At 57.6% G+C, this 23,945-nt stretch carries 22 protein-coding genes; 2 read left to right on the forward strand and 20 right to left on the reverse strand.

Annotated elements, in window-relative coordinates; translation table 11 throughout:
- Positions 1-17: 17 nt before the first annotated feature.
- The 5 genes from D3871_RS09575 to surE form a co-directional block, all read right to left on the reverse strand.
- Positions 18-788 carry a 3'-5' exonuclease gene (locus tag D3871_RS09575; RefSeq protein WP_119768679.1) on the reverse strand — a complete coding sequence of 257 codons (771 nt, stop codon included), beginning with the start codon at positions 786-788 and terminating at the stop codon, positions 18-20.
- Positions 785-1,801 (reverse strand): RNA polymerase sigma factor RpoS, encoded by a 1,017-nt coding sequence (rpoS, locus tag D3871_RS09580; protein WP_119768680.1) that lies wholly within the window; start codon positions 1,799-1,801, stop codon positions 785-787. The genes D3871_RS09575 and rpoS overlap by 4 nt, the downstream gene beginning before the upstream one ends.
- The gene (locus tag D3871_RS09585; RefSeq protein ID WP_119768681.1) at positions 1,802-2,767 is read right to left on the reverse strand and encodes a peptidoglycan DD-metalloendopeptidase family protein; all 966 of its coding nucleotides are present in this window, start codon (positions 2,765-2,767) and stop codon (positions 1,802-1,804) included. It abuts the gene before it with no gap.
- Between the two features lie 62 nt (positions 2,768-2,829).
- On the reverse strand, positions 2,830-3,696 hold the full coding sequence (locus tag D3871_RS09590; RefSeq protein WP_119768682.1) for a protein-L-isoaspartate(D-aspartate) O-methyltransferase: 867 nt from the start codon (positions 3,694-3,696) through the stop codon (positions 2,830-2,832).
- A complete protein-coding gene (gene surE, locus D3871_RS09595; protein WP_119768683.1) occupies positions 3,693-4,430 on the reverse strand; it encodes a 5'/3'-nucleotidase SurE in 738 nt (245 codons plus the stop codon). Before surE ends, D3871_RS09590 begins: the two co-directional genes overlap by 4 nt.
- A 129-nt stretch (positions 4,431-4,559) precedes the next feature.
- Between surE and D3871_RS09600 the strand changes: the two genes are divergently transcribed.
- Positions 4,560-5,540, forward strand: coding sequence for an NADPH:quinone oxidoreductase family protein (locus D3871_RS09600; RefSeq protein WP_119768684.1), 981 nt, complete (start codon positions 4,560-4,562; stop codon positions 5,538-5,540).
- A gap of 50 nt (positions 5,541-5,590) precedes the next feature.
- Here D3871_RS09600 and D3871_RS09605 read toward each other — a convergent pair whose 3' ends face one another.
- The 3 genes from D3871_RS09605 to D3871_RS09615 form a co-directional block, all read right to left on the reverse strand.
- On the reverse strand, positions 5,591-6,523 hold the full coding sequence (locus D3871_RS09605; protein ID WP_158597899.1) for a flagellar brake protein: 933 nt from the start codon (positions 6,521-6,523) through the stop codon (positions 5,591-5,593).
- A 96-nt stretch (positions 6,524-6,619) separates the two neighbouring features.
- Positions 6,620-8,662, reverse strand: a complete 2,043-nt coding sequence (locus tag D3871_RS09610) for a DNA repair helicase YoaA (RefSeq protein WP_420799635.1) — start codon at positions 8,660-8,662, stop codon at positions 6,620-6,622.
- 31 nt (positions 8,663-8,693) lie between these two features.
- On the reverse strand, positions 8,694-8,894 hold the full coding sequence (locus D3871_RS09615) for a YdcH family protein (RefSeq protein WP_119768687.1): 201 nt from the start codon (positions 8,892-8,894) through the stop codon (positions 8,694-8,696).
- A 262-nt stretch (positions 8,895-9,156) separates the two neighbouring features.
- Here D3871_RS09615 and D3871_RS09620 point away from each other — a divergent pair, with 262 nt between their 5' ends.
- Positions 9,157-9,963 carry a PP2C family protein-serine/threonine phosphatase gene (locus tag D3871_RS09620; protein ID WP_119768688.1) on the forward strand — a complete coding sequence of 269 codons (807 nt, stop codon included), beginning with the start codon at positions 9,157-9,159 and terminating at the stop codon, positions 9,961-9,963.
- An 84-nt stretch (positions 9,964-10,047) separates the two neighbouring features.
- On the opposite strand, the gene D3871_RS09625 is transcribed toward D3871_RS09620, so the two are convergent.
- From D3871_RS09625 to sdhC, 12 genes are all read right to left on the reverse strand, one after another.
- Complete coding sequence (locus D3871_RS09625; protein WP_147376768.1) at positions 10,048-10,866, reverse strand: hypothetical protein; 819 nt, start codon at positions 10,864-10,866, stop codon at positions 10,048-10,050.
- Positions 10,867-10,892: 26 nt separating this feature from the next.
- A complete protein-coding gene (zapE, locus tag D3871_RS09630; RefSeq protein WP_119768690.1) occupies positions 10,893-11,990 on the reverse strand; it encodes a cell division protein ZapE in 1,098 nt (365 codons plus the stop codon).
- A 195-nt stretch (positions 11,991-12,185) separates the two neighbouring features.
- Entirely contained in the window at positions 12,186-12,584 is a 399-nt protein-coding gene (locus D3871_RS09635) for a hypothetical protein (RefSeq protein ID WP_119768691.1), read from the reverse strand.
- A 10-nt stretch (positions 12,585-12,594) separates the two neighbouring features.
- Positions 12,595-14,022: a dihydrolipoyl dehydrogenase gene (gene lpdA, locus D3871_RS09640; RefSeq protein WP_119768692.1), complete on the reverse strand. Its 1,428-nt coding sequence runs from the start codon at positions 14,020-14,022 to the stop codon at positions 12,595-12,597.
- Positions 14,023-14,106: 84 nt separating this feature from the next.
- Positions 14,107-15,375: a 2-oxoglutarate dehydrogenase complex dihydrolipoyllysine-residue succinyltransferase gene (gene odhB, locus D3871_RS09645; protein WP_119768693.1), complete on the reverse strand. Its 1,269-nt coding sequence runs from the start codon at positions 15,373-15,375 to the stop codon at positions 14,107-14,109.
- 60 nt (positions 15,376-15,435) lie between these two features.
- The gene (locus D3871_RS09650; RefSeq protein WP_119768694.1) at positions 15,436-18,291 is read right to left on the reverse strand and encodes a 2-oxoglutarate dehydrogenase E1 component; all 2,856 of its coding nucleotides are present in this window, start codon (positions 18,289-18,291) and stop codon (positions 15,436-15,438) included.
- Between the two features lie 542 nt (positions 18,292-18,833).
- On the reverse strand, positions 18,834-20,138 hold the full coding sequence (gltA, locus tag D3871_RS09660) for a citrate synthase (protein WP_199724748.1): 1,305 nt from the start codon (positions 20,136-20,138) through the stop codon (positions 18,834-18,836).
- 85 nt (positions 20,139-20,223) lie between these two features.
- Entirely contained in the window at positions 20,224-20,493 is a 270-nt protein-coding gene (locus tag D3871_RS09665) for an FAD assembly factor SdhE (protein ID WP_119768697.1), read from the reverse strand.
- A gap of 116 nt (positions 20,494-20,609) precedes the next feature.
- On the reverse strand, positions 20,610-21,320 hold the full coding sequence (locus D3871_RS09670; RefSeq protein WP_119768698.1) for a succinate dehydrogenase iron-sulfur subunit: 711 nt from the start codon (positions 21,318-21,320) through the stop codon (positions 20,610-20,612).
- Positions 21,321-21,329: 9 nt separating this feature from the next.
- Entirely contained in the window at positions 21,330-23,108 is a 1,779-nt protein-coding gene (gene sdhA, locus D3871_RS09675; RefSeq protein ID WP_119768699.1) for a succinate dehydrogenase flavoprotein subunit, read from the reverse strand.
- A gap of 2 nt (positions 23,109-23,110) precedes the next feature.
- A complete protein-coding gene (gene sdhD / locus D3871_RS09680; RefSeq protein ID WP_119768700.1) occupies positions 23,111-23,479 on the reverse strand; it encodes a succinate dehydrogenase, hydrophobic membrane anchor protein in 369 nt (122 codons plus the stop codon).
- The gene (gene sdhC, locus D3871_RS09685) at positions 23,480-23,890 is read right to left on the reverse strand and encodes a succinate dehydrogenase, cytochrome b556 subunit (RefSeq protein ID WP_119768701.1); all 411 of its coding nucleotides are present in this window, start codon (positions 23,888-23,890) and stop codon (positions 23,480-23,482) included.
- Between the last annotated feature and the right edge of the window lie 55 nt (positions 23,891-23,945).

Here is a 23,945-nt window from a genome sequence, read left to right on the forward strand (position 1 = left end):
ATGCGCAGACGCTCAGATTACCACGCGGCCAGATATTCCTTCCAGTGCGGCGCGTCCAGTTCGGCCAGCGAAGAGCGGACCAGGGCCACTTCTTCTTCGTAGGATTCCTTGGTCATCACACCGCGCATCAGCAGGAAGCGGCAATACACGAGATAGGTGTTGACCACGTCGGTCTCGCAATAATCGCGAATTTCCTTGAGTCTTCCTTCGGAAAACAGCGTCCATACCTGGGAGCCGTCCACGCCCAGTTTGCCGGGGAAACCACAGAGCTTGGCAAGGTCGTCGAGCGGCGCATTAGCGCGTCCGGTATAGAGCGCCAGCAAATCCATCAGGTCCATATGCCTGGTGTGGTAGCGACTCAGATAATTGTTCCATTTGAAGTCACGGTCCTCATCGCCCATTTCCCAGTAGCGGGACGCAGTGACGCCATGGATCATGGCGCGATAATGCAACACCGGCAAATCGAATCCCGACCCATTCCACGAGACCAGCTGAGGCGTGTAACGGTCGATGATGCGAAAGAAATCATGGATCAGTTTGGGTTCGGCCTCTTCCAGCGTGCCAAGCGAACGAACGCGAAAGCCTTCGTCGTCGCGAAACACGCAGGAAATCGCGGCGACGCGATGCAGATGATGCGGGAGAAAATCCGACCCGGTCCTCTCACGGCGCGCAGCAAAGGCGGCGGCGGCAACCTCGGCATCGCTGGTTGTTGCAGGATGCTCTTGCAAGGCGCGCAAACCCGCCACATCGGGAATCGTCTCGATGTCGAATACCAAAACCGGGATCACAACAAGGCGTCCTTGCCGACACCGCGAGCGGTTAACGCTCTCTTGAGTTTGACCAGGGCTTCCTGCTGAATCTGGCGCACACGTTCACGCGTGACGCTCATCTCGGATGCAAGTTCTTCCAGGGTCGCCGGATCATCGTTATCAAGGCCGAAACGCCGCACGATCACGACGCGCTGCTTATCCGGCAGTTTCTTGAGCCAGTCGCGCACCAGCACCATCATCTCATGGTGCTCCGCCCTCGAATCCGGTCCGTCGTCCGCATCACCCGGCAACATATCCATCAGGCTGGCCTGAGGATCGTTATCGAGCGGTGCATCCAGCGAGGTCGCATGCTCGGACAACGCCAGAATATCCTGCACATCCTCTACCGGGCGGTCGACGAGATGAGCGATGTCTTCGGCTGTCGCATCCTTGCCGTCATGATGCTGAGCTTCAAGGTGATATTTTGCACGCAGGATCTGATTAAGCTCGCGCACCATGTGCACCGGCAGACGCACGGTACGCGCCTGATTCATGATCGCCCGTTCGATGCTTTGGCGTATCCACCAGGTCGCATACGTGGAAAAACGGAATCCTCGTTCCGGTTCGAATTTATCGATGGCTCGCATCAGGCCGAGATTACCCTCCTCGATCAGATCGAGCAGCACCACGCCGCGATTGATGTAATGCTTGGCGATCGAAACAACCAGCCGCAGGTTGTGCTCGATCATTTTCTGGCGCGCTTCGAAATTTCCCTGCTTGGCCAGCGTCGCGTAATGCACTTCTTCCTGGACCTTGAGCAACGGACGCGCTCCGATCTGGTTCAGATAGTGCTGCGTCGTATCGGTCGACAGTTCGGCCGCCAGTACGGTTTTCAACTCGTCGACAGGGTCCGCAACGGGCACAACCACTCCCTGCTCGGCATCGGCTTCGTCGATCAACGGTCCGTCGCCGGACGCGTTGAGCGACATGCCTTCGGACATGTCATCCGGCGACGCATCATCATCCAGAGGGTCGTGAGGGTTGCGGTTCATTTAGCGGTTTGGCAAAAATTTAGAGGGATCGACCGGCTTTCCTTGCTGACGTATCTCAAAATGCAGTTTCACCTCATCGGTGTCGGAGTTACCCATCTCTGCAATTTTCTGGCCTTTGCTGACATTTTGATCTTCTTTGACGAAGATGGTTTTGTTATGCGCATATGCGGACAACAGATTGTTGGTGTGTTTGACAATCACCAGGTTGCCATAACCACGAATTCCGCTGCCAGCATACAGTACTTTGCCCGAACCCGCCGCCAGAATGGGTTGGCCCATCTTGCCGGCAATATCGATGCCGCGCTTTCCTTCAGTGAATGCGGAAATTACCTTGCCGTCCGCCGGCCATATCCATGCAATATTTTCCTCATCCGGGCCCTGCGCAGGTGCGGGTTCCGGCGACTTGTCCGCCGTCTTCGGCGGCTCTGCCTTCGGCACCGGCGCAGCCGGCGCCGAATTTGCCATGGAATCGGGCTTTTGCATTTCCGCCAGGGTAGCGTCTGAATATGGCCGCTTTTCGCCGCGTGGTCCGGACTTGTGCGACAGTGCGCTGCCAGCAATGGATGCCCCGGGCGTAAGCGGCCGAACTTCCACGCCCGTTGCAGCCGTTACGCTACCGGTTTGCGGTGCTCCTTCCGGAGGCATGACTCGCAACACCTGATCCACCTTGATGTCGTTCGGATTGGCAAGATTGTTCCAGGTGACGAGATCGCGGTAATTTTGCCCAAAGTCGAGAGCGATTTGCAATAGCGTGTCGCCTTTGCGTACCGTGTAGTAGCCTCGGTTGTCAGTTCTTTGCCCCGGTACGGTGCTCGGCTGCGCTGGAACGGTCACCGGAGGCTTGGGCGCTTCGGCGACCCTGGGAACAACCTGCCGATCCACAACAGGAGCAGGGCCGCGTCCCGTGGTACAGGCAGCGATCAGCAGGGGCATTGCAACGATAAACAGGAAACGTGTTTTTCTCATTCTCATACTATTAACATTTGGCGACAGCGGCCGCTGTCTGTCCATACCGTGTCCGCACGATGCTACATGACGCCGGGGCGCAAGGGGACAAAGTGACAATCTTCAAGCGTCGTTTTGGTCCATTCGAATTTGCTGACGCGTTCGATGAGCTGCAGCACCTGATGACGCGCACCGACCGGTGCCACCAATCTGCCGCCGACGCTCAACTGATCCAGCAATGCCTGCGGCACTTCCAGTCCGGCGGCAGCCAGGATAATGCCATCGAAGGGTGCCACTTGCGGAAGTCCAAGCATACCATCTCCATACTGCAACCGGATGTTGGCAATCCTCAAGGGGCGCAGATTGGCTTTGGCCAGTTCATGCAAGGGTTTGACGCGTTCGATCGAATACACTTCCTTTGCCACCAGCGACAGCACCGCGGCCTGATAGCCGCAGCCGGTTCCGATTTCCAATACTTTGTTCAGTGCACCGCCGTTGCCGTTCGTACGCATGACTTCGATCATGCGCGCAACGATGTACGGCTGCGATATGGTCTGATGGTGGCCGATCGGAAGGGATGCATCGATATAGGCCTGTCCCGACAAACCGGGTTCGACAAACATATGCCGGGGCACCGCTTCCATCGCGGCGAGCACCTTTGCGTCCTTGACGCCCTGCTTGGCGACACGCGCTACCATTGCCATGCGCACGGCGTCGGATACCAGCGGCGTCGGGCGGTTCGCCTGAAGCGGCTGGGCAGCGGGGCGCGCTGATTGGGAAGTTTGCGAGTCAGAGGAGAACGCGCCTCGCTGGATATGGCGCGCGGCATTTTGTGTCGCAGTCTGCGGCGTCGCTACCTTTGCCGAGGATGAGGTGCCCGCCGCGGGCTTGCGATTTTTTTCAACGACGGATGACAATGGCAACGGAAAGCGCTTGTCCTTGTCGATCATGACAGGCCTCGTCTGAGCAGATCAAGTTGCGCTGTATGCGTCAGATCTATCTGCAGCGGCGTAACGGATACGAAACCGTTGATCACGGCATGAAAGTCGGTACCCTGCCCCGAGTCCTTGGCCTTGCCTGCCGGGCCGATCCAGAAAATCTCGCGTCCATGCGGATCCTGCGTTCTGATTACCGCCTCGGACTCGTGCCGCTTTCCGAGGCGGGTCGCTTCCAGCCCCTTGATCTCTTCGTAAGGCAGATTCGGAATATTGATGTTCAACAGATATGGGCCCGCCAGAATGTCGGCACGCTGTTCCACGAACTCGCGCGCAATGCGTGCCGCCGTGTCGATATGCTCCCATCCCTTTTCCACCTGCGAGAACGCAATGGCAGGGATCCCGAACAGAAACCCTTCGGTTGCAGCAGCGACGGTGCCGGAATAAAGCGTGTCGTCACCCATATTCTGTCCCTGGTTGATGCCGGAAACGATGAGGTCGGGTTTGAAGCTCAATCCGCCTGTCAGCGCCACATGCACGCAATCCGATGGCGTGCCGTTCACAAAATAAAAGCCGTTCTCCGCGCGATAAACAGAAAGAGGTCGATCGAGCGTGAGTGAGTTGGAGCTGCCCGAACGATTGCTATCGGGAGCAACAACGGTAATTTCTGCGATCGGGCGCAGCGCCTCAACCAACGCTAAGATACCTGGCGCCAGGTATCCGTCGTCGTTACTGACAAGAATTTTCATGATTGAATTTTACCCGATGCAATGCTGCGACCATGTTGCATAGGCCGCCTATATTGACATTTTGCGGTATAAGCTTAGAATAAAACGACCGTTCTTTTTTATGAATTACTGACAATATAAGGAGACAAGATGAAAGCCATCCTCTGCAAGACATGGGGACTTCCCGATACGCTGGTTGTAGAGGATTTGCCAGATGTTGTACCTGGCCCCGGCCAGGTGACGATTGATGTACAGGCCGCCGGCGTCAATTTCCCGGATGTGCTGATCATTCAAAACAAGTATCAGTTCAAGCCTGAGCTGCCATTCACACCGGGCAGCGAACTCGCCGGCATTGTCCGCGCGGTCGGCGAAGGCGTCACGAACGTCAAGGTCGGCGACAAGGTCCTTGCGTTCGTCAGCCAGGGCGCATTCGCGCAACAGATCGCCGTGCCGGCTCAGCTGGTCATGCCCATGCCGCCAGGCCTGGATTTCGATACGGCGGCAGCAGTCACCCTGACCTATGGAACTTCCCATCACGCCGTTGTGGACCGTGCGCAATTAAAGGCCGGCGAAACAATGCTCGTGCTTGGCGCTGCGGGCGGCGTCGGGCTTGCTGCTATTGAAATCGGCAAGGCGCTCGGCGCACGTGTCATCGCAGCTGCATCCACCGACGAAAAACTCGCGGTATGCAAGGATCATGGGGCTGATGCCACAATTAACTACACCACGCAGGATTTGCGTGAAGCCATCAAGGCAGAAACCGGCGGCAAAGGCCCGGATGTGATCTACGACCCCGTTGGTGGTGTGTATGCCGAACCGGCATTCCGCTCGATCGGATGGCGCGGCCGTTATCTTGTGATCGGCTTTGCCAACGGTGAAATTCCCAAGCTGCCGCTGAACCTGCCGCTGCTCAAGGGGGCATCGCTAGTTGGGGTATTCTGGGGCGAATTCGCGCGACGCGAGCCCAAGGCCAATCTCGCCGCCATGCGCGAACTGATGGGCTGGATGGCGGAAGGGAAAATCCGGCCGCATATTTCCGGACGCTATGCACTTGCCGACACGGCGCAAGCCTTGAACGATATGGCGGCACGCAAGGTGACCGGCAAGGTCGTGATTCAACCGCAGAAATAAGCCGAAGCACAGAGTAGGCGCAGATGGACCGGAGCGGCTTGCTGCTCCGGTCAGTCCCCTTCTGCGAGGGTCTGGTGCACAAACGCCGACAGAATCAGCCGGTCGTGAATCGACACGTCGACAAATTCAAAGCCATGCTTGAATCCGTCACCATTTTCGGACGGTGCTACCGACCGCAACACGGTCTTCAGATTGAGGAATTCATCCTGGCCGGCGGCATGGACCTTGAACTTGATCTGGCCCTCTTCCCCTTTGGACCCGAGAATTTGTTTGATGGTGGCGGAAGCCCCGCCCATGCTGAGGTCGGTCACGATTGCCGCGCCGGCCCGTCCTGGCGCGCCGAGCGACACTGCGGCGATGATTTCCACTTCCGCTCGTACTCCCTTGCGCACCACCGTGCAACGAACTTCCTTGGGATACGCAAGGTGAAGATAGGGATGCGGCGTATGCATGGATTTGACGGCCACCGTGACGAACGCATATGCCTTCTTTCCTGAAAATGCGCGTACGACGAAGGTCTGTCCTTCCCGGATAAATTCAAACTTCCCGTCGATGGCGGGTGCGGTGACAAACACTGTCTTGTTCTTGACGAAGCCGATCATGCGCACGGTATAGCGCACCGCGGGATTGTCGATCAATTGCAGGTAGAGCGTTTCGCCGACATACCAGCGTACGTCGTCCATGCCAACGATGACTTCCTTGCTCGCATTCGGGTCTTCCCTGGGAATCTCTGGAGCGGGCTTTTTCGGCGGCGCGGAGACAAACGGTTGACGCGACGGAGGCAATGATGAGGCAAGATCCCAGGATGCATCCTTGATGAATCCATTCTCTATCAGACCATCAAGCTGGGTCTGGCTTTCAATCACATAGCCCGCTGCAAGCAGTACCTTGCCGTGCCAATCATAAACTGCTTCCCGTAACGGCTTGCCGACAGCAAGGTCGGCGGTACGCAGCGGGACTAATGAAACAACAGATTCTGGCATGGTTTCTCTTCGGACGTAGGCAGAATGCGGCGGCTCCGCCAGTATAGCGAGGTTTGCCGCCGATATGCTCGGCAGCATAACCTATGTGCGTCCGCGCTATGCAGGCGTGGCCTGTCCTGCATCGGCCTGGACCGGTTCAAAAAACGCCTTCGCCATGGCAGCGTCGCGGGTGCGCCGGAACGGCGGCAGGCTTTGCCAGATACGGCGTCCATAAGGTTTGGAGATCAGGCGGGGATCGCAGATCATCAATACGCCGCGATCCCGCTCATCGCGTATCAGGCGGCCGGCGCCCTGCTTTAGATTGATGATCGTTTCCGGCAACTGATGATGAACGAACCCGTTCAATCCCTTCTTTTCCATCGCATCGATACGCGCGGCCAGCACCGGATCGTCGGGCGGCGAAAACGGCAGCTTGTCGATAATCACCAGCGACAAGGCATCGCCGCGCACGTCCACGCCTTCCCAGAAGCTCTGGCTTCCGATCAGGACAGCGTTTCCGGCGGCACGGAAGCGATCGAGCAGTTCGGTGCGTCCCGACTCGCCCTGGACCATGAGCGGGAAAGGAAGCTTGCGCTTTTCGAATTCCTCGCGCAGCCGGTCCGCAGCCCGATTGACCGCGCGTATCGTCGTGCACAGCAGGAAAGTACGGCCACCAGCTGCTTCTATCATCGGCAAGGCGGCGTCGATGACCGCATCGGTATAGTCGAACGAGTTCGGTTGCGGAAGATTTTCCGGCACGTACAGCAAACCCTGGTTGGGGTAGTCGAAGGGGCTGGGCCACGACTGGGCGGGCTCGTTCCACAAGCCCATTTGCGAGGTGTAGTGATTGAAATCGTTCTTGACCGCCAGTGTGGCGGACGTGAAGATCCAGGATCGCGGCGAACCTTCGCGCTGCTTGCTGAAGATCGGTGCGATCGACAAAGGCGTCTGATGCAATTGCAGGGAAGAGGAAAATGCCTCGACCCACAGCACCTTGTCGTGTGCACCATCGCCGGCACCAGCCTCGGCGCCGCCTGCATTGTTGGCGCTGCTCCATGCAGAAAGTTTGTTGCCGAGTTCAACTGCGCGCGTGCGGCACTGCTCTATCGTTTCCGCGCGTTCGGCCTGCGTCTCGAGCACGGCGGTCATCCCGTGCAATTCGTCGCGCAGCGTGTCGAGCGCCGGGAAGAATGCGCTGGACGGAGCGATCTGATTGACGGCCAGTCTGACTATATCCTGCGGAAACGCCAGCCTGAGGTCGCGTGCAGCACGCTCCACGGTGGAGACCACTTTGGCCCAGTCCGCACCATCGCGTGCATGCGCAAGTCCCTCAGCGAGGACGTCGCGGCACAATTCCAGGACCTGGGAGGTCGACACCGTTTCGCCGAAGAACAGCGTGGCGGTGTCCGGCAATTGGTGTGCCTCGTCAAAAATCACAGTATTTGCGGTCGGAAGCAATTCCGCAACGCCCGTATCCTTGAGCGCGACATCCGCAAAAAACAAGTGATGATTGACGACGACGACATCGGCCTGCTGCGCCTCTTTCCGCGCCTTCATGACAAAGCAGTCCTGGTAGTACTGACATTCGGCGCCCATGCAGGTGTCGCGGGTCGAGGTAACCAGATTCCACACCGGAGCCGTTTCCGGCACCTTGGACAGCTCGGCCTTGTCACCCGAACTGGTAGTCTTCATGAAGCGCGATATCTCACGCAAATAGCCCACATCGTCGCGCGATGTCAGGCGACCATTCTGCAATGTGCGTTCAAGATGAAAATGGCATACGTAATTGGCCCGCCCCTTGAGCAAGGCAACGGAAACCGGCGCATTCAGCGCTTTGCGCACGGTAGGTATGTCACGCAGGTAGAGCTGGTCCTGCAAATTCTTGGTGCCGGTGGAGAGCATGACCTTGCCGCCCCACAGCAAGGCAGGCACCAGGTAAGCGAACGTTTTACCCGTGCCGGTGCCGGCTTCCGCGATCAGCGTTTGCCGGCCGGCTATCGCGTTAGCGATGGCCTTTGCCATTTCGGTCTGGGACTGGCGCGGTCTGAAACCGCCGACTGCCTGGCTGAGCGGGCCCGCCACGCCAAACAGCTTGTCGATGTCGGCGTCGTGGTTTTCCGCGGCCGGAATGAAATCTGAAGAAACAGTGTGGTCGGTCAAAGCAGGCAATCGGAAGGCAATTCTGATTTTCCTAAGCGGGGACGTCAGGAATTAGTTGCATTTTCAACAATGTTATATGATCCTTGAGCTGTAGCTTGCGCTTCTTTAAACGCCGCAGCTGGAGTTCATCATGCAGGGCATCGCGGGTAAGCAAATCGATGACCGCATCGAGGTCACGATGCTCCACTTCTAACTCGATAATACGTCGTTGAATGTCTGCAGTTGGAATCATGGCCAATAGAGGAAATGCGGTAACCCGTTATTTTAAGAGGGAAAAGGCAATGCGCCTAGCAATGCAGCCGTACGCCCATATTAAAACTGAAAGACGATGCTCGAATGAAACAGGATAATTGAATGAAACATTGCAACACACAACAAAAGGCTGAGCACCACATCCCTTAGCCACAGGAGATGTAACAAATGCCTACAAATAGTAAGACGAAGTTTTCTGCATGCAATAATTTTTTAACGAGACGTTTCCTCTACTCCTAGGTATGAGCCAATACAAGATTGAAGCAGGGACAGCACAGCATATCGGCGATCGCCACGAACAGCAGGATCGTACTGGCTTGTTCACGGCCCCCAAAGCGCCCGGTTACGTGATGGCGGTGCTGGCTGACGGCATGGGAGGATTGAGCGGCGGCGCGCTTGCGGCCGAGCAGGTTCTGCGTACCGCAAAACAGGCTTTTGATCTGTTTTCACCGCAAACCGACGATGTGCCAACCATGCTTGCGACGATTGCACGTGATGCGCATACGATTATCAAACTTTCTGCATTTTCCTCGGAAAAGAAACCCCACAGTACGGTTGTTGTTCTTGTGATCACACCGGAGCGAAGCGCCGTCTGGGCACATGTCGGCGACTCACGGCTCTATCGCTTCGACGGACCTAACTGTGTGGACCGTACGATCGATCATTCCTATGTGGAAGGCCTGATCAAGGAAGGCAAGCTTTCCCGCGCCGAAGCGCGTGACCATCATCTATCAAACGTGTTGCTCAGCGCATTGGGATCGCATGACAGCGAACCTGAAGTAACCGTCGCCCGCTATGACGGCTTGAAGGCAGGAGATGCTTTTTTATTATGCAGCGACGGCCTTTGGCATTATTTCACCGATGCCGAATTGGGCGCAGCGATTGCCGTCAATTCGCCGCGAAAGGCATCAGAGCTACTGATCACCAAAGTACGCGAACGCGCTTCGGGCCAGTCCGCTGATAATTGCACATTGGCTATTGTCAAACTTGCCGAACCCGTGACGGAAACCAAGTCGTACACAGCGGAAAAGATGCGAAGAGCTGTTTGAGCCGGACAGCTTTTGACTAAAGGCGACGCTAGCCAAGGTCGATTTCGAATCGACCCCGTCGCGTTCGATATCAATCGGGAATGTTCATTTTGCGGCGCCAGCGGCAGCAGGAACGGGGGCAGGCGCTGATGGCGATGTTTCCGCCGGCGCGGCCTGGTTCTTGAGTTGTCGCTTTTCTTCGACTTTCTGCTGCTTCTCCGCCTTGCGCCGGGCAATTTCCTGTTGGCGCTGTTCGGATGCCTTTACCTTCTTTTCATAGTCGGCGATGTTTTGTGCGCGCTTTGCGGCATTTGCTTCCTCTTCTGCCCTTGCCTGCTCTTGACGACTCTCATGGCGCGCGGCACGATCTGGTGACGGTTTTCCTTGTGCGTGTTTCGGCTTGTTCTTTGGCGCTTTTTCCGATGGTTCCTGAACTGCCTCGTTCCCCTTTGCTGCAGAAGTCGGCGGAGTTGACGACATCGGCGGAGTCGCGGAGTCGCGATCGATGCCTGCTGCAGCATCCTTTTGCCGCTTCGTGGCGAGCGCCTCATCCCGTGCCGTTACGCGGGCCTGTCGCTTGAAGGTATTTGCCTCGATTTCCACCGGACGCAGCTTGAGTTGAGCGCGACGTCGTCTTTCCTTGGCGTCTTCAACACAGGAACTGGCGAAGAATTTCGGATGACATGCCTGCTCTTCCTGGGCAAACCGCGCCTGAATTTCAGCACGCTCCCTGTTCGCGTCGGCAAGTGCAGTATCTGCCATCTCGATCGATTTGATGGAGCCCGCCGGAAAGCGGCTGACGACACTGTTTGGGTCAGCCGATCCGGAAGACGGATTGCCGGCTTGCTGGGCCGATACCGCGCATGATGCTGCGAAGGCGCCGGCTGCAACCAGGAAACAAAGCGTACGTTGCAAGGCTTTCATCTGAATTCTCGTTTCGGAAGATTCGGTCACGCAATCGAACCCGCAACATCGCGGCGCTCGCTTTGCATGTACTCGGAGGACTGCATCTCGATGATACGCGAAACGGTGCGATGAAATTCGTTGGCGAGCATGCCTTCCGTATAGAGCTGGTCAGGCACTACCTCGGCAGACATGAGCAGCTTCACCTTGTGGTCGTACAGGACGTCGATCAACCAGGTGAAGCGCCGTGCTTCGGACGACATCGCGGCCGACATCTGCGGCACGCTCGACAGCACGACCGTATGGAAGCGGCTGGCGATCTCCAGATAATCGTTTTGCGAACGAGGCCCGCCGCACAAGGTGGCGAAATCGAACCAGACGACGCCGCCGGCACGACGTAAAGCCTTGATTTCCCGCGCTTCGATATGAATGCGCGGATCTTCGTCGGCAGTTTCGGCGATGTTGGCGAAGGCTGTGCGCATTGCCTCATCTGCGGTGGCCCCCAGGGGCGTGTGATAGGCATCCACCTGTTCAAGAACGCGCTTGCGATAGTCGAGGCCCGCATCGACGTTCAGCACATCGAGACGACTCTTCAATAAGGCAATCGCGGGCAATATCCGATCTCTGTGCAGCCCATCGGGATACAAGGCGTCCGGCACGTAATTCGATGTCATGATGAAAGACACCCCGTTTTCGAACAGCGCCTTCAACAGGTTGTACAGGATCATCGCATCCGCAATGTCGGACACATGGAATTCGTCAAAGCAGATCAGCCGGTGTTTCTTGGCGATGCGGCGAGCGACCTCATTCAGCGGATCGGCGACGCCTTTCAGGTCGTCCAATTGGCGGTGCACGCCGCGCATGAATTCATGGAAATGCAGCCGCGTCTTGCGCACGACCGGCACCACCAAGTAGAAGCTATCCATCAGGAAGGACTTGCCGCGTCCGACGCCGCCCCACATGTACACGCCGCGCGGCACCTCGGGGCGGCTGATAAGACGACGCAAAGTACTGGAGCGCTGATTCTTGTAGCCGACCCAGTCTTCGTATGCCTGCTGCAAGCGATCGACCGCCCGTCGCTGCGCTTCATCGGACTGATAGCCGCGCTGGGCAAGTGCGTGCTCGTAAAACTCCCTGACGTTCATATCGTTTTCACTCTTGGCCTCTGCCGCGCAACGCGAAGCATGTGGCAAACATGAAAATGGGCGAGACCGGCTCGCCCACTTCTAATTCCAACTAAACCGGATTGCACCCGACGCATCTCACCATCGGACAGCTTGCCAAAACAAAGGCAGTCCTTGCATCGTTCGCGATTGATTGCCTTAGCAAACAGAACTGCACTATTGCGGATTCATATCGACGGTCACGCGTGATGGATAGCTTCCACCACCCAGCCGTATCGGAAAACTGAGTCCGACACCGACGCCGACATGACCACCTCCACCGCCGGCTCCCAATCCCACGCTGGAACCCAATGGATTGGATGGTCTGAAGACCATCTCCGATGTCCGGTAACCGCTCTTGTTGCAGATGACGCGCAAGTCGCCGTTGGGACTGCCGACATTAACCGTTGCAGGGGTTAGGACATTCCAGTTTCCCGCGTTGGTGCTGACGATACAGTTCGCACCCGGCAATGCCTGACCGCCGGCAGCAGTATCGATTGCAATGCCGCTGCCGCCTGATCCGGTTGTTGCGCATGCAGCCAGTGCAAGTGGCAGTAGCAGGATCAGGTGGCGCATGTGGCAGCTCCTAGAAGTTCAGCGAACGCTTGTCAACGGCAAGTGCGGCTTCCTTGGTCGCCTCGGACAGGGACGGATGCGCGTGGCAGATACGTGCAATGTCTTCCGCCGAAGCGCGGAATTCCATTGCCACGACAGCTTCGGAAATCAGTTCCGACGCCATCGGGCCTACGATGTGTACGCCGAGGATTTCATCGCTCTTGGCATCGGCCAGGAACTTCACCATACCCGAGGTATCTCCGAGTGCGCGAGCACGGCCATTAGCCATGAAGGGGAAGGTACCCGCCTTGTAAGCGACGCCTTCGGCCTTCAATTGCTGTTCGGTCTTGCCGACCCATGCAATTTCCGGAGATGTATATATGACCCAGGGAATTGTATTGAAGTTCACATGCCCATGCTGTCCGGCAATGCGTTCGGCAACCGCTACACCCTCTTCTTCCGCCTTGTGCGCCAGCATCGGCCCGCGGACCACGTCGCCAACGGCCCAGACATTCGGCAAGCTGGTCTTGCAGTCGCCATCAACCGCGACGAAACCACGTTCGTCCAGCTTCAGGCCGACGCCTTCTGCGTTCAAACCGATAGTGTTAGGCACGCGGCCGATCGACACGATCAGCTTGTCGAATACCGCCTTCTGTGCCGCACCCTTGTTGTCGGTGTATTCGACAGTGACGTCTTTCTTGCCTGTGGTAACGGCACCGATCTGCACGCCGAGGCTGACCGCCAAGCCTTGCTTGGTGAAGAGCTTGTTCGCTTCCTTGGCGATTTGTTCGTCGACCGCGCCGAGGAAAGTCGGCAATGCTTCCAGCACAGTGACTTCTGCACCGAGGCGGCGCCATACGCTACCCATCTCCAGACCGATCACGCCCGCGCCAATCACGCCCAGCTTCTTTGGCACCGCGTCGATCGCCAACGCGCCACTGTTCGACAGAATCAGTTTTTCATCGAACGCTGCGTTCGGCAATGCACGTGCATTCGAACCGGTCGCAACAATGATGTGCTTGCCGGTAATGCTTTCTTCGGTAGCGCCAGCCACCTTGATCTCGTAACCGTCGGCGCCTGCCTTGACGAAAGAACCGCGACCGTGGAAGAACGTCACTTTGTTTTTCTTGAACAGGAACAGGATGCCGTCATTGTTCTGCTTAACGATGGTGTCCTTGCGTGCCAGCATCTGACCGAGATTCAGGCCGAGTCCCTTAACCTCGATGCCATGGTCTGCAAAGGAATGACCGGCGTGTTCAAAATGTTCGGACGACTGCAGGAGCGCCTTGGAGGGAATGCAGCCGACGTTGGTGCAGGTACCGCCCGGTGCCGGGCCGTTCTTGGCATTTTTCCATTCATCGATACACGCAGTGCTGAAGCCGAGTTGCGCAGCACGGATCGCTGCGATATAGCCACCGGGACCGCCGCCGATGACAACCACATCAAAATTTTTCGACATATACCTAACCTATTTTTCCGCAGGATGGACAAGGCACACGGAGCAGGAAATCTTCCCTGCCCCGTGTACTCAGCGCATGACTTTTTACAGGTCCAGCAGCAAGCGTGCCGGATCTTCCAGTGCTTCCTTCATCGCCACCAGGCCGAGCACAGCTTCGCGACCGTCGATGATGCGGTGGTCATAGGACATAGCCAGGTAGTTGATCGGACGGATCACGATCTGACCGTTTTCAACGACCGGGCGGTCCTTGGTTGCGTGCACGCCCAGGATTGCGGACTGCGGCGGGTTGATGATCGGTGTCGAGAGCATGGAGCCGAATACGCCACCGTTGGAAATCGAGAAGGTGCCGCCGGTCAGGTCGTCCAGCGTCAGCTTGCCGTCCTTGGCCTTGACGCCATACTCGGCAATCTTCTTCTCGATGTCGGCGATGCTCATCTGGTCAGCATCGCGCAGGATAGGCACGACCAGGCCGCGCGGCGAGCCGACCGCGATACCGATGTCGAAGTAGCCGTGGTACACGATGTCGTTGCCATCGACGGAAGCGTTCAGGATCGGGTATTTCTTCAGTGCGGCAACCGTGGCCTTCACGAAGAAAGACATGAAGCCGAGCTTCACGCCATGCTCTTTCTCGAACTTGTCCTTGTACTTGTTGCGCAGGTCCATGACCGGCTGCATATTGACTTCGTTGAACGTCGTCAGGATTGCATTAGTCGATTGCGATTGCAGCAGACGCTCGGCGATACGTGCGCGCAGGCGGCTCATTGGCACGCGCTCTTCCGGACGATTGCCGAGGTTGGGCCCGCCGGGAGCGGCAACTTGCTGCAGCGCCGGCTTGGCAGCGGGCGCAGCGACAGGCGCCGGTGCGGCCGGCTTGTTTTCCAGGGCAGTGATCACATCACCCTTGGTGACGCGGCCATCGCGGCCAGTGCCGGGCACCTGGGCTGTCGTCATTTTGTTGTCGGCCAGCATCTTCGCAGCCGCAGGCATTGCGACACCGGCGGCGGCATTCGAAGCCAGATTCGAAATGGCTGCAGCCACCGGGTCACCAGCAGGGGCGGCTGCAGGCGCAGCGCCTGACGCTGCCGCAGGAGCTGCGACGGCGCCGGCCTTGGCTTCGGTATCCAGCTTGGCGATGACTTCGCCGGCGACAACGGTGCTGCCATCACCCTTGAGCAATTCAATGATCACGCCGGCGTCGGGCGCGGGCAGTTCGAGCACTACCTTGTCGGTTTCGATATCGATCAGGTTTTCATCGCGGGCGACGGCTTCGCCAACCTTCTTATGCCAGGCCAGCAGGGTCGCTTCCGCGACGGATTCCGACAGTTGCGGAACTTTGACTTCAATAATTGCCATGTAACTCTCCGTTTCGGTGTGTTCATTCGGCGCGCCAGCTTCTAGCGCGCCGACGGGTCTTTATTTTGTAAGGACGAAGCCTTTGAGCTTCGAGAACGCGGTGTCGATCAATGCCTTCTGCTGCGCATAGTGCTTGTCGTAGTAGCCGACAGCCGGCGACGCACTGGCCGGGCGGCCGGCGTACGCCAGTTTCTGGCCGTCTTCCAGGTTCTCGAAGATGTTGTGCTGGATCTGGAACCATGCGCCCTGGTTCTGCGGTTCGTCCTGCGCCCAGACCAGTTCGACAAAGTTCGGGAACTTCTTCAGTTCGGCAGCAAACGCCTTGTGCGGGAACGGATACAGCTGTTCGACGCGAACGATCGCCACGTCGGAGACGCCGCGCTCCTTGCGTGCATTGACCAGGTCGTAATACACCTTGCCCGAGCAGGCGAGCACACGCTTGACCTTCTTCGGATCGATCTTCTCGTCGACTTCGCCGATCACGGTCTGGAACGAGCCCTTGGCCAGTTCGGACAGCGGCGATCCTGCATCCTTGTTACGCAGCAGGGACTTCGGCGTTGCGATCACCAGCGGCTTGCGGAACAGGCGGATCATCTGACGACGCAGCAGATGGAAAATCTGCGCAGCAGTGGTCGGCTGCACCACCTGCATGTTGTTGTCGGCGCAAAGCTGCAGATAACGTTCGATACGGGCGGAAGAGTGTTCCGGACCCTGACCTTCATAACCGTGCGGCAGCATCATGACCAGACCGGATGCGCGGCCCCATTTCACTTCGCCGGAGCTGATGAATTGGTCGATGACGACTTGCGCACCGTTGGCGAAGTCGCCGAACTGCGCTTCCCAGATGGTCAGCGTATTCGGTTCAGCAGTCGAGTAGCCGTATTCGAAACCGAGCACCGCCTCTTCCGACAGCACCGAGTCGATGACGGCGAACGGCGCCTGATTGTCGGACACGTTTTGCAGCGGAATATAGGTACCCGCATCCCAGCGCTCGCGCTTTTGATCGTGCAATACGGCGTGACGGTGAACGAAGGTGCCGCGACCCGCATCCTGACCAGTGAGGCGGATTGCATAACCCGACGCCACCAGCGATGCATAGGCCAGGTGCTCGCCCATGCCCCAATCAAGATTGAGTTCGCCGTGACCCATGGTAGCGCGATCAGCAAGCACTTTTTCGACCAGCGGATGCACCTTGAAGTCTTCCGGCACTTTGGTGATGCGCTCGGCCAGACGCTTGAGCTCCGCCAGCGGCACCGCCGTGTCCGCAGCATCGGTCCACTTGCGATTGAGGAAAGGCATCCAGTCAACCGCGTACTTGCTCTTGAAGTTGGAAATGACCGGGTCGACCGTATGCTTACCCGCATCCATCGCGTCGCGATAGGCCTTGACCATGGCATCGCCCGTATCAGCAGAAATGGTGCCCTGAGTCGCCAGTTTGTCGGCGTACACCTTGCGCGTGCCCGGGTGCTGACCAATCTTCTTATACATCAGCGGCTGGGTCAGTGCAGGTGTGTCCTGCTCGTTATGGCCGAGTTTGCGGAAGCAAATGATGTCGACCACGATGTCTTTTTTGAATTCAAGACGGTAGTCCAGCGCGATCTGGGTCGCGAATACGACAGCTTCCGGATCGTCGCCATTGACGTGCAATACCGGCGCTTCGATCATCTTGACCACGTCGGAGCAGTACAGTGTCGAGCGCGAATCGCGCGGATCGGACGTGGTGAAGCCGATCTGGTTGTTGATGACGATGTGAACGGTACCACCTGTGCCGTAGCCGCGTGTCTGGGCCAGGTTCAGCGTTTCCATCACTACGCCCTGACCGGCAAACGCGGCATCACCGTGCACCAGGATAGGCATGACTTGCGAGCCGTCCTTGTCGCCGCGGCGTTCCATACGCGCCTTGACCGAACCTTCGACCACCGGGTTGACGATTTCGAGGTGGGATGGGTTGAACGCCAGCGACAGGTGAATCGGACCGCCAGGTGTCGAGATATCGGAGGAGAAACCCTGGTGATACTTCACGTCGCCTGCAGGCAGGTCGTCCGCGTGCTTGCCTTCGAATTCGGCGAACAAATCTTGCGGCATCTTGCCCAGGGTGTTCACGAGCACGTTCAGGCGGCCGCGGTGCGCCATGCCGATAACGATTTCCTGCACGCCCTTCTCGCCTGCGCGCTGGATCGTTTCATCCAGCGATGCGATGAAGCTTTCGCCGCCTTCGAGCGAGAAACGCTTCTGGCCGACGTAGCGGGTATGCAGATAACGTTCGAGGCCTTCGGCCGCAGTCAGGCGATCGAGGATGTGTTTCTTTTTCTCGGCGGAGAAATTCGGCGTCGAGCGAACCGACTCAAGACGCTCCTGCAACCAGCGCTTCTGCGTGGGGTCGCTGATGTACATGAATTCGGCGCCGATCGAACGGCAATAGGTGTCGCGCAATGCCTGGAGCAAGTCGCGCAGCGAAGCGGTTTCGGGACCGAAATAGGTATTGCTGATATTGAACACGATGTCCATATCGGCATCGGCGAAACCATAGGAACTCGGATCCAATTCCGGAATCGGCGGACGTTCCTGGCGCTGCAGCGGATCAAGGTTCGCCCAGCGATTGCCGAGGAAACGGTAAGCGGCGATCAGTTGGGTGGCAGCGACGCGCTTGCGGCCCATTTCGACGTCTTGCGAAGCCACAACGGTGCGGATCGGACCCTGCTTGGCGCGTTCGGCGAACGAAGCGATCACGGGAGCATGTGCAACATCGGGCTTGGTCGTGCCATCCACGGCAGGAACATGCTGCATTGCATCGAAATATGCACGCCAGTTGTCAGGCACGGAGCCGGGATTGTTGAGGTACGCTTCGTACAGTTCTTCAACGTACGGTGCGTTGCCTCCAAACAGGTAGGAATTGGAGAAGTACTGCTGCATCATCTTGCTCACCTTTCTTCGCGTTTCGCGAGATTAGCGGGTTTATATAACCTTCCGCGACACGGCCTGACCGGTTAGCGGATCGCACATCAAGTTGTGGGGAAGGGCTACGTGACGACCTGAGGTGGTACCAGAATTTTTGGAAACGCTAGCATAGCATAGAACTTACGCCATCAATATCGACTAAATGCATTAGGGCAAAATGCTGTGCATGCCCGTCGAGGCTGGAGGCTGGCCCTGCCCTGCCAGCGGACTCACACCTCGATGCGGACAAAGCTTCACGACAAATGTGTTCAGATAAGGTCGAATAGATCGCGAGTTTCACGTGTGAAAACCATGTGGAGCAAGTCAGGCATGAACAGTTTTGCAACATAGCCATCGCGTTCCTGATCGGTAGCCCTATTCTGCAGCGCAGGAAATTTCCATGGCCGGAACCTGCTGGATGAAAAATCTGCTGGATGAATATGGATAGCGCCATTCATTGTCAATTTTCAGCACATAAAAAAAGCGAGCCCGCAGGCTCGCTTTTTTGACGGCAGATACGATTAACCGCGCTGTGCCATTGGTGGCACGTCGCGCTTGGCCGAGCCGACGAACAACTGGCGCGGGCGTCCGATCTTTTGCTCGGGATCGGAAATCATCTCATTCCACTGGGCGATCCAGCCGACCGTACGAGCCATCGCGAAGATACCCGTGAACAGCGAAACGGGAATGCCCAGTGCGGACTGGACGATACCGGAGTAGAAGTCCACGTTCGGATAGAGCTTGCGGCTGACGAAGTATTCGTCCTCCAGCGCAACCTTTTCCAGTGCCATCGCCAGCTTGAACAGCGGATCGTCCTGCAGGCCGAGTTCGTTCAGCACTTCATGGCACGTTTCACGCATCAGCTTCGCGCGCGGGTCGTAGTTCTTGTAGACGCGGTGACCAAAACCCATCAGCTTGACGCCGGAGTTCTTGTCCTTGACCTGCTTGACGAATTCGCCGATCTTGTCGACCGAACCGATCTCGCGCAGCATGGTGAGTGCCGCTTCGTTCGCGCCGCCGTGAGCCGGGCCCCACAAGCAGGCGATACCGGCAGCGATACAGGCGAACGGGTTGGCGCCCGACGAACCGGCCAGACGGACGGTCGAAGTCGATGCGTTCTGCTCGTGGTCTGCGTGCAGGATCAGGATGCGGTCCAGCGCACGCACCAGCACGTCGTTGACCTTGTACTCTTCGCATGGATTGGAGAACATCATGCGCATGAAGTTGGCCGAGTACGACAGGTCGTTACGCGGATAGACGAAAGGCTGACCGACGGAATACTTGTATGCCATCGCAACCAGCGTCGGCAGCTTGGCGATCAGGCGGATTGCCGATACTTCGCGGTGGTGCGGATCGTTGATGTCGAGCGAATCGTGATAGAACGAGGACAGCGCGCCGACGGTACCGACCAGCACCGACATCGGGTGCGCGTCACGACGGAAACCACGGAAGAAGAACTGCATCTGCTCGTGCACCATCGTGTGATTCGTCACGGTGGTGACAAACTTCTTTTTCTGCTCTGCGTTCGGCAATTCGCCGTTCATCAGCAGGTAGCAAGTCTCGAGGAAGTCGCAATTGACCGCGAGCTGTTCAATCGGATAGCCGCGATACAGCAGCTCGCCCTTGTCACCATCAATATAGGTGATCGACGAGTTACAGGCCGCGGTGGACATGAACCCCGGATCGTAGGTGAACTTGCCGGTAGCGCCGTACAGCTTGCGGATGTCGATGACGTCCGGGCCGATTGTGCCTTTGTAGATCGGCATATCCAGCGACGGAGATCCGTCGGAGAACGACAGGGTTGCTTTGGATTCAGAGTTTGTCATGTCTCTTCCTTCTAGTGAGGAGGGGTGAGTCGATTGTAAAAAAAACCGGATAACTTCACCTGGTTCAGCCTGTAGCCGGCTGTTTTCAGGCAGCGCGCAGTCTCGCTAGCAACGCGTGAACGTGCGGAAGATCCGCGTCGCCCTCGGGTTCCTTGCGCGCCAAAAGCAAGTCCATCAATTCATTGTCAGACAGTTCCATCAGGCGCGAAAACGCATCGACTTCCTCGTCGCTCAGCGTAGCTTCGTGGGCGTCCAGAAAGCGCGTCACGATCAGATCGTTTTCGAGCAAGCCACGGCGGGCGCGCCAGCGCAAACGGGCACGCTTGATCGGATCGGCTTGATGGGTGTTAGACATAGTTTTTTGTTCACTCTATTTCATCAATGGACTATCGGCATCGGTCAATACCTGCAACGACAACCCACTCATGAAATAAGGCGGAAGCAATGCTTCCGCCCTACCCTGATACTGACTTATACCGCGCGGCGAACCATCAGTTCCTTGATCTTGCCAATGGCGCGCGTCGGGTTCAAACCCTTCGGACACACATCGACGCAATTCATGATGGTGTGGCAACGGAACAGGCGATACGGGTCTTCGAGGTCGTCGAGACGTTCGCTGGTCGCCTGGTCACGGCTGTCGGCGATGAAGCGGTAGGCTTGCAGCAGACCTGCCGGACCGACGAACTTGTCCGGATTCCACCAGAACGACGGACACGATGTCGAGCAGCAGGCGCACAGAATGCACTCGTACAGGCCATCGAGCTCTTCGCGTTCCGCCGGCGTCTGAAGACGCTCCTTTTCCGGCGGAATTGTTTCATTGATCAGGTAAGGCTTGATCGAGTTGTACTGCTTGAAGAACTGGGTCATGTCGACGATCAGGTCGCGGATGACCGGCAGGCCAGGCAAGGGACGCAGGATGATCGGCTCTTTCAACTCGTTCAGGTTGGTGGTACATGCCAGACCATTCTTGCCGTTGATGTTCATCGCGTCGGAGCCGCACACACCTTCACGGCAGGAGCGGCGCAATGCCAGCGAGTCATCGACGTCGGCCTTGATGCGTTGCAACGCGTCCAGCAGCATCTTGTCGGTGTCCTGCAGGGTGACTGTCAGGTCCTGCATGTACGGCTTCGCATCCTTGTCCGGATCGTAGCGATAGATTGAAAATTTCAGGGTACGTGCCATGTTCCTACCTTAGAAAGTACGTGCTTTAGGCTTGAAGGTTTCAACGGTCAGCGGCTTGGTGTTGACCGGCTTGTAGTCGAGGCGGCAGCCTTCGGAGAACCACAGCGTGTGCTTCATCCAGTTTTCGTCGTCGCGCTTTTCATAGTCGCGATGGGCGTGGGCGCCGCGCGATTCCTTGCGGGCTGCTGCCGACGTGATCGTTGCCTTCGCTGTCTCGATCAGGTTGTCCAGTTCGAGCGCTTCGACGCGTGCGGTGTTGAAGACCTTGGACTTGTCCTTGAACGACACGTGCTTGCGGCGCTCGTCGAGTTCCATGATTTTCTTGAAGCCGGTCTGCAGCAGTTCGTCGGTACGGAATACGCCACAATATTGCTGCATCGTCGAGCGGATCGCGTTGGCGACATCCTGCACGCGCTCGGAACCGGTGCTGGTTTCCAGACGTGCCAGGCGCGACAAGGCGACATCGGCGGCGTCGGCAGGCAAGGGCTTGTGGTCCTTGGCCTTAAGGTTGCTGGCAACGATATGGTTGCCAGCAGCGCGACCGAACACCACCAGGTCGAGCAGCGAGTTGGTACCCAGGCGGTTTGCACCGTGTACCGATACGCAGGCGCATTCGCCGATGGCATACATGCCATTGACCACTTCGTTCGGGATGCCATTCTTCGGCACCACGACCTGCCCGTGGATATTGGTCGGGATACCGCCCATTTGGTAGTGGATGGTCGGCACGACAGGAATCGGTTCCTTGGTCGCATCGACGTTGGCGAACTTGTGGCCAATTTCGAGAATCGACGGCAGACGCTTCTTGATCGTATCGGCGCCGATGTGACGCAGATCGAGCAGCACGTGATCCTTGTTCGGACCGCAGCCACGGCCTTCCTTGATTTCCTGGTCCATCGAGCGAGACACGAAGTCGCGCGGCGCGAGATCCTTCAGCGTCGGCGCATAGCGCTCCATGAAACGTTCGCCGTTGGAGTTGATCAGGATACCGCCTTCGCCTCGTACGCCTTCGGTAATCAGCACGCCAGCGCCGGATACGCCGGTCGGGTGGAATTGCCAGAACTCCATGTCCTGCAGCGGCAGGCCGGCGCGTGCCGCCATGCCCATGCCGTCGCCGGTATTGATGAAGGCATTGGTCGATGCGGCGAAAATGCGCCCTGCACCGCCGGTTGCAAACAAGGTGGTCTTGGCTTCGAGAATCATCACGTCGCCGGTTTCCATTTCCAGCGCAACCACGCCGAGCACGTCGCCGTCCTGGTCGCGGATCAGGTCGATCGCCATCCACTCGACAAAGAAATGGGTCTTGGCGCGCACGTTACGCTGGTAGAGCGTGTGCAGCAGCGCGTGACCGGTACGGTCGGCCGCTGCGCAGGCGCGCTGCACAGGCTTTTCGCCGAAGTTTGCGGTATGGCCGCCGAACGGACGCTGGTAAATCGTGCCGTCAGGATTGCGGTCGAAAGGCATGCCGAAATGTTCGAGTTCGTACACGACCTTCGGCGCCTCGCGGCACATGAATTCGATGGCATCCTGGTCGCCCAGGTAGTCCGAACCCTTGACGGTGTCGAACATGTGCCAGTACCAGTTGTCCTCGGACATGTTGCCCAGGGATGCACCGATGCCGCCTTGCGCCGCAACGGTATGTGAACGGGTGGGGAATACTTTTGACAATACCGCGACGTTCAGGCCGGCTTCAGCCAATTGCAGCGAAGCGCGCATGCCGGAACCGCCGGCGCCGACGATAACCGCATCAAAACGACGGGTAGGAATAGATTGTTTGATTGCTGCCACGATTACACTCTCCAGATAATCTGCGCCGCCCAACCAGCGCAACCGACCAGCCACAGGAGTGTGGCAACCTGCAATACGAGACGCGCCGCAACCGACTTCGTCACATAATCCATCCAGATGTTACGCATGCCGACCCAGGCGTGGTACAGCAGCGAAACGAAGGTGACGAATGTTGCGAGCTTGAACCACTGATGGGCGAACAGCCCGGCCCAGCCTTCGTAGCTGAAATTACTTCCAGTCAAAAATGCAACCAGCAGGATGATGGTGTAAATGGCCATCACAATCGCAGTGACGCGCTGCGCCATCCAGTCCCTCAGACCGTAATGCGCGCCGACGACGAGCCGCTTCGGCCCGATGTTGTTGTTTTCCATTTAGAACGCTCCGAACAATTTCAATGCAACCAATGCGGTCGGCACCAAGCTGATGACGAATACGATCACCGAGCTCTTGCGACCGCTTTCCTTGTCGACGCCAATATGGAAGTCCATCAGCAGATGGCGGAAGCCGGCAAAGAAGTGATGCAGATATGCCCAGACCAGGCCCAGGATGATCAGCTTGACGAACCAGCCTGAGGTGAAGCCCTTGAAATACTCAAAGGAAATCTCCGAAGTGAGGCTGCGGTCCAGCAGGTAGAGAATGAAAGGGAGTAATGCAAACATCATCGCGCCGCTGATGCGATGAAGAATTGAAAGATAGGCCGCCAACGGTAGCTTGTAATGCGCTATATCTGCAAATCGCATCACGCCAAATTTTTGCCGATTTTTCTGTACGGCTTCCGACATGAGAGAACCTCCCTGAGCTTAATAATCCCGTAATTTTCGCCGATTTTTGTGCGGC

This window comes from Noviherbaspirillum saxi, from assembly GCF_003591035.1.
Classification (GTDB): Bacteria; Pseudomonadota; Gammaproteobacteria; order Burkholderiales; family Burkholderiaceae_D; genus Noviherbaspirillum; species Noviherbaspirillum saxi.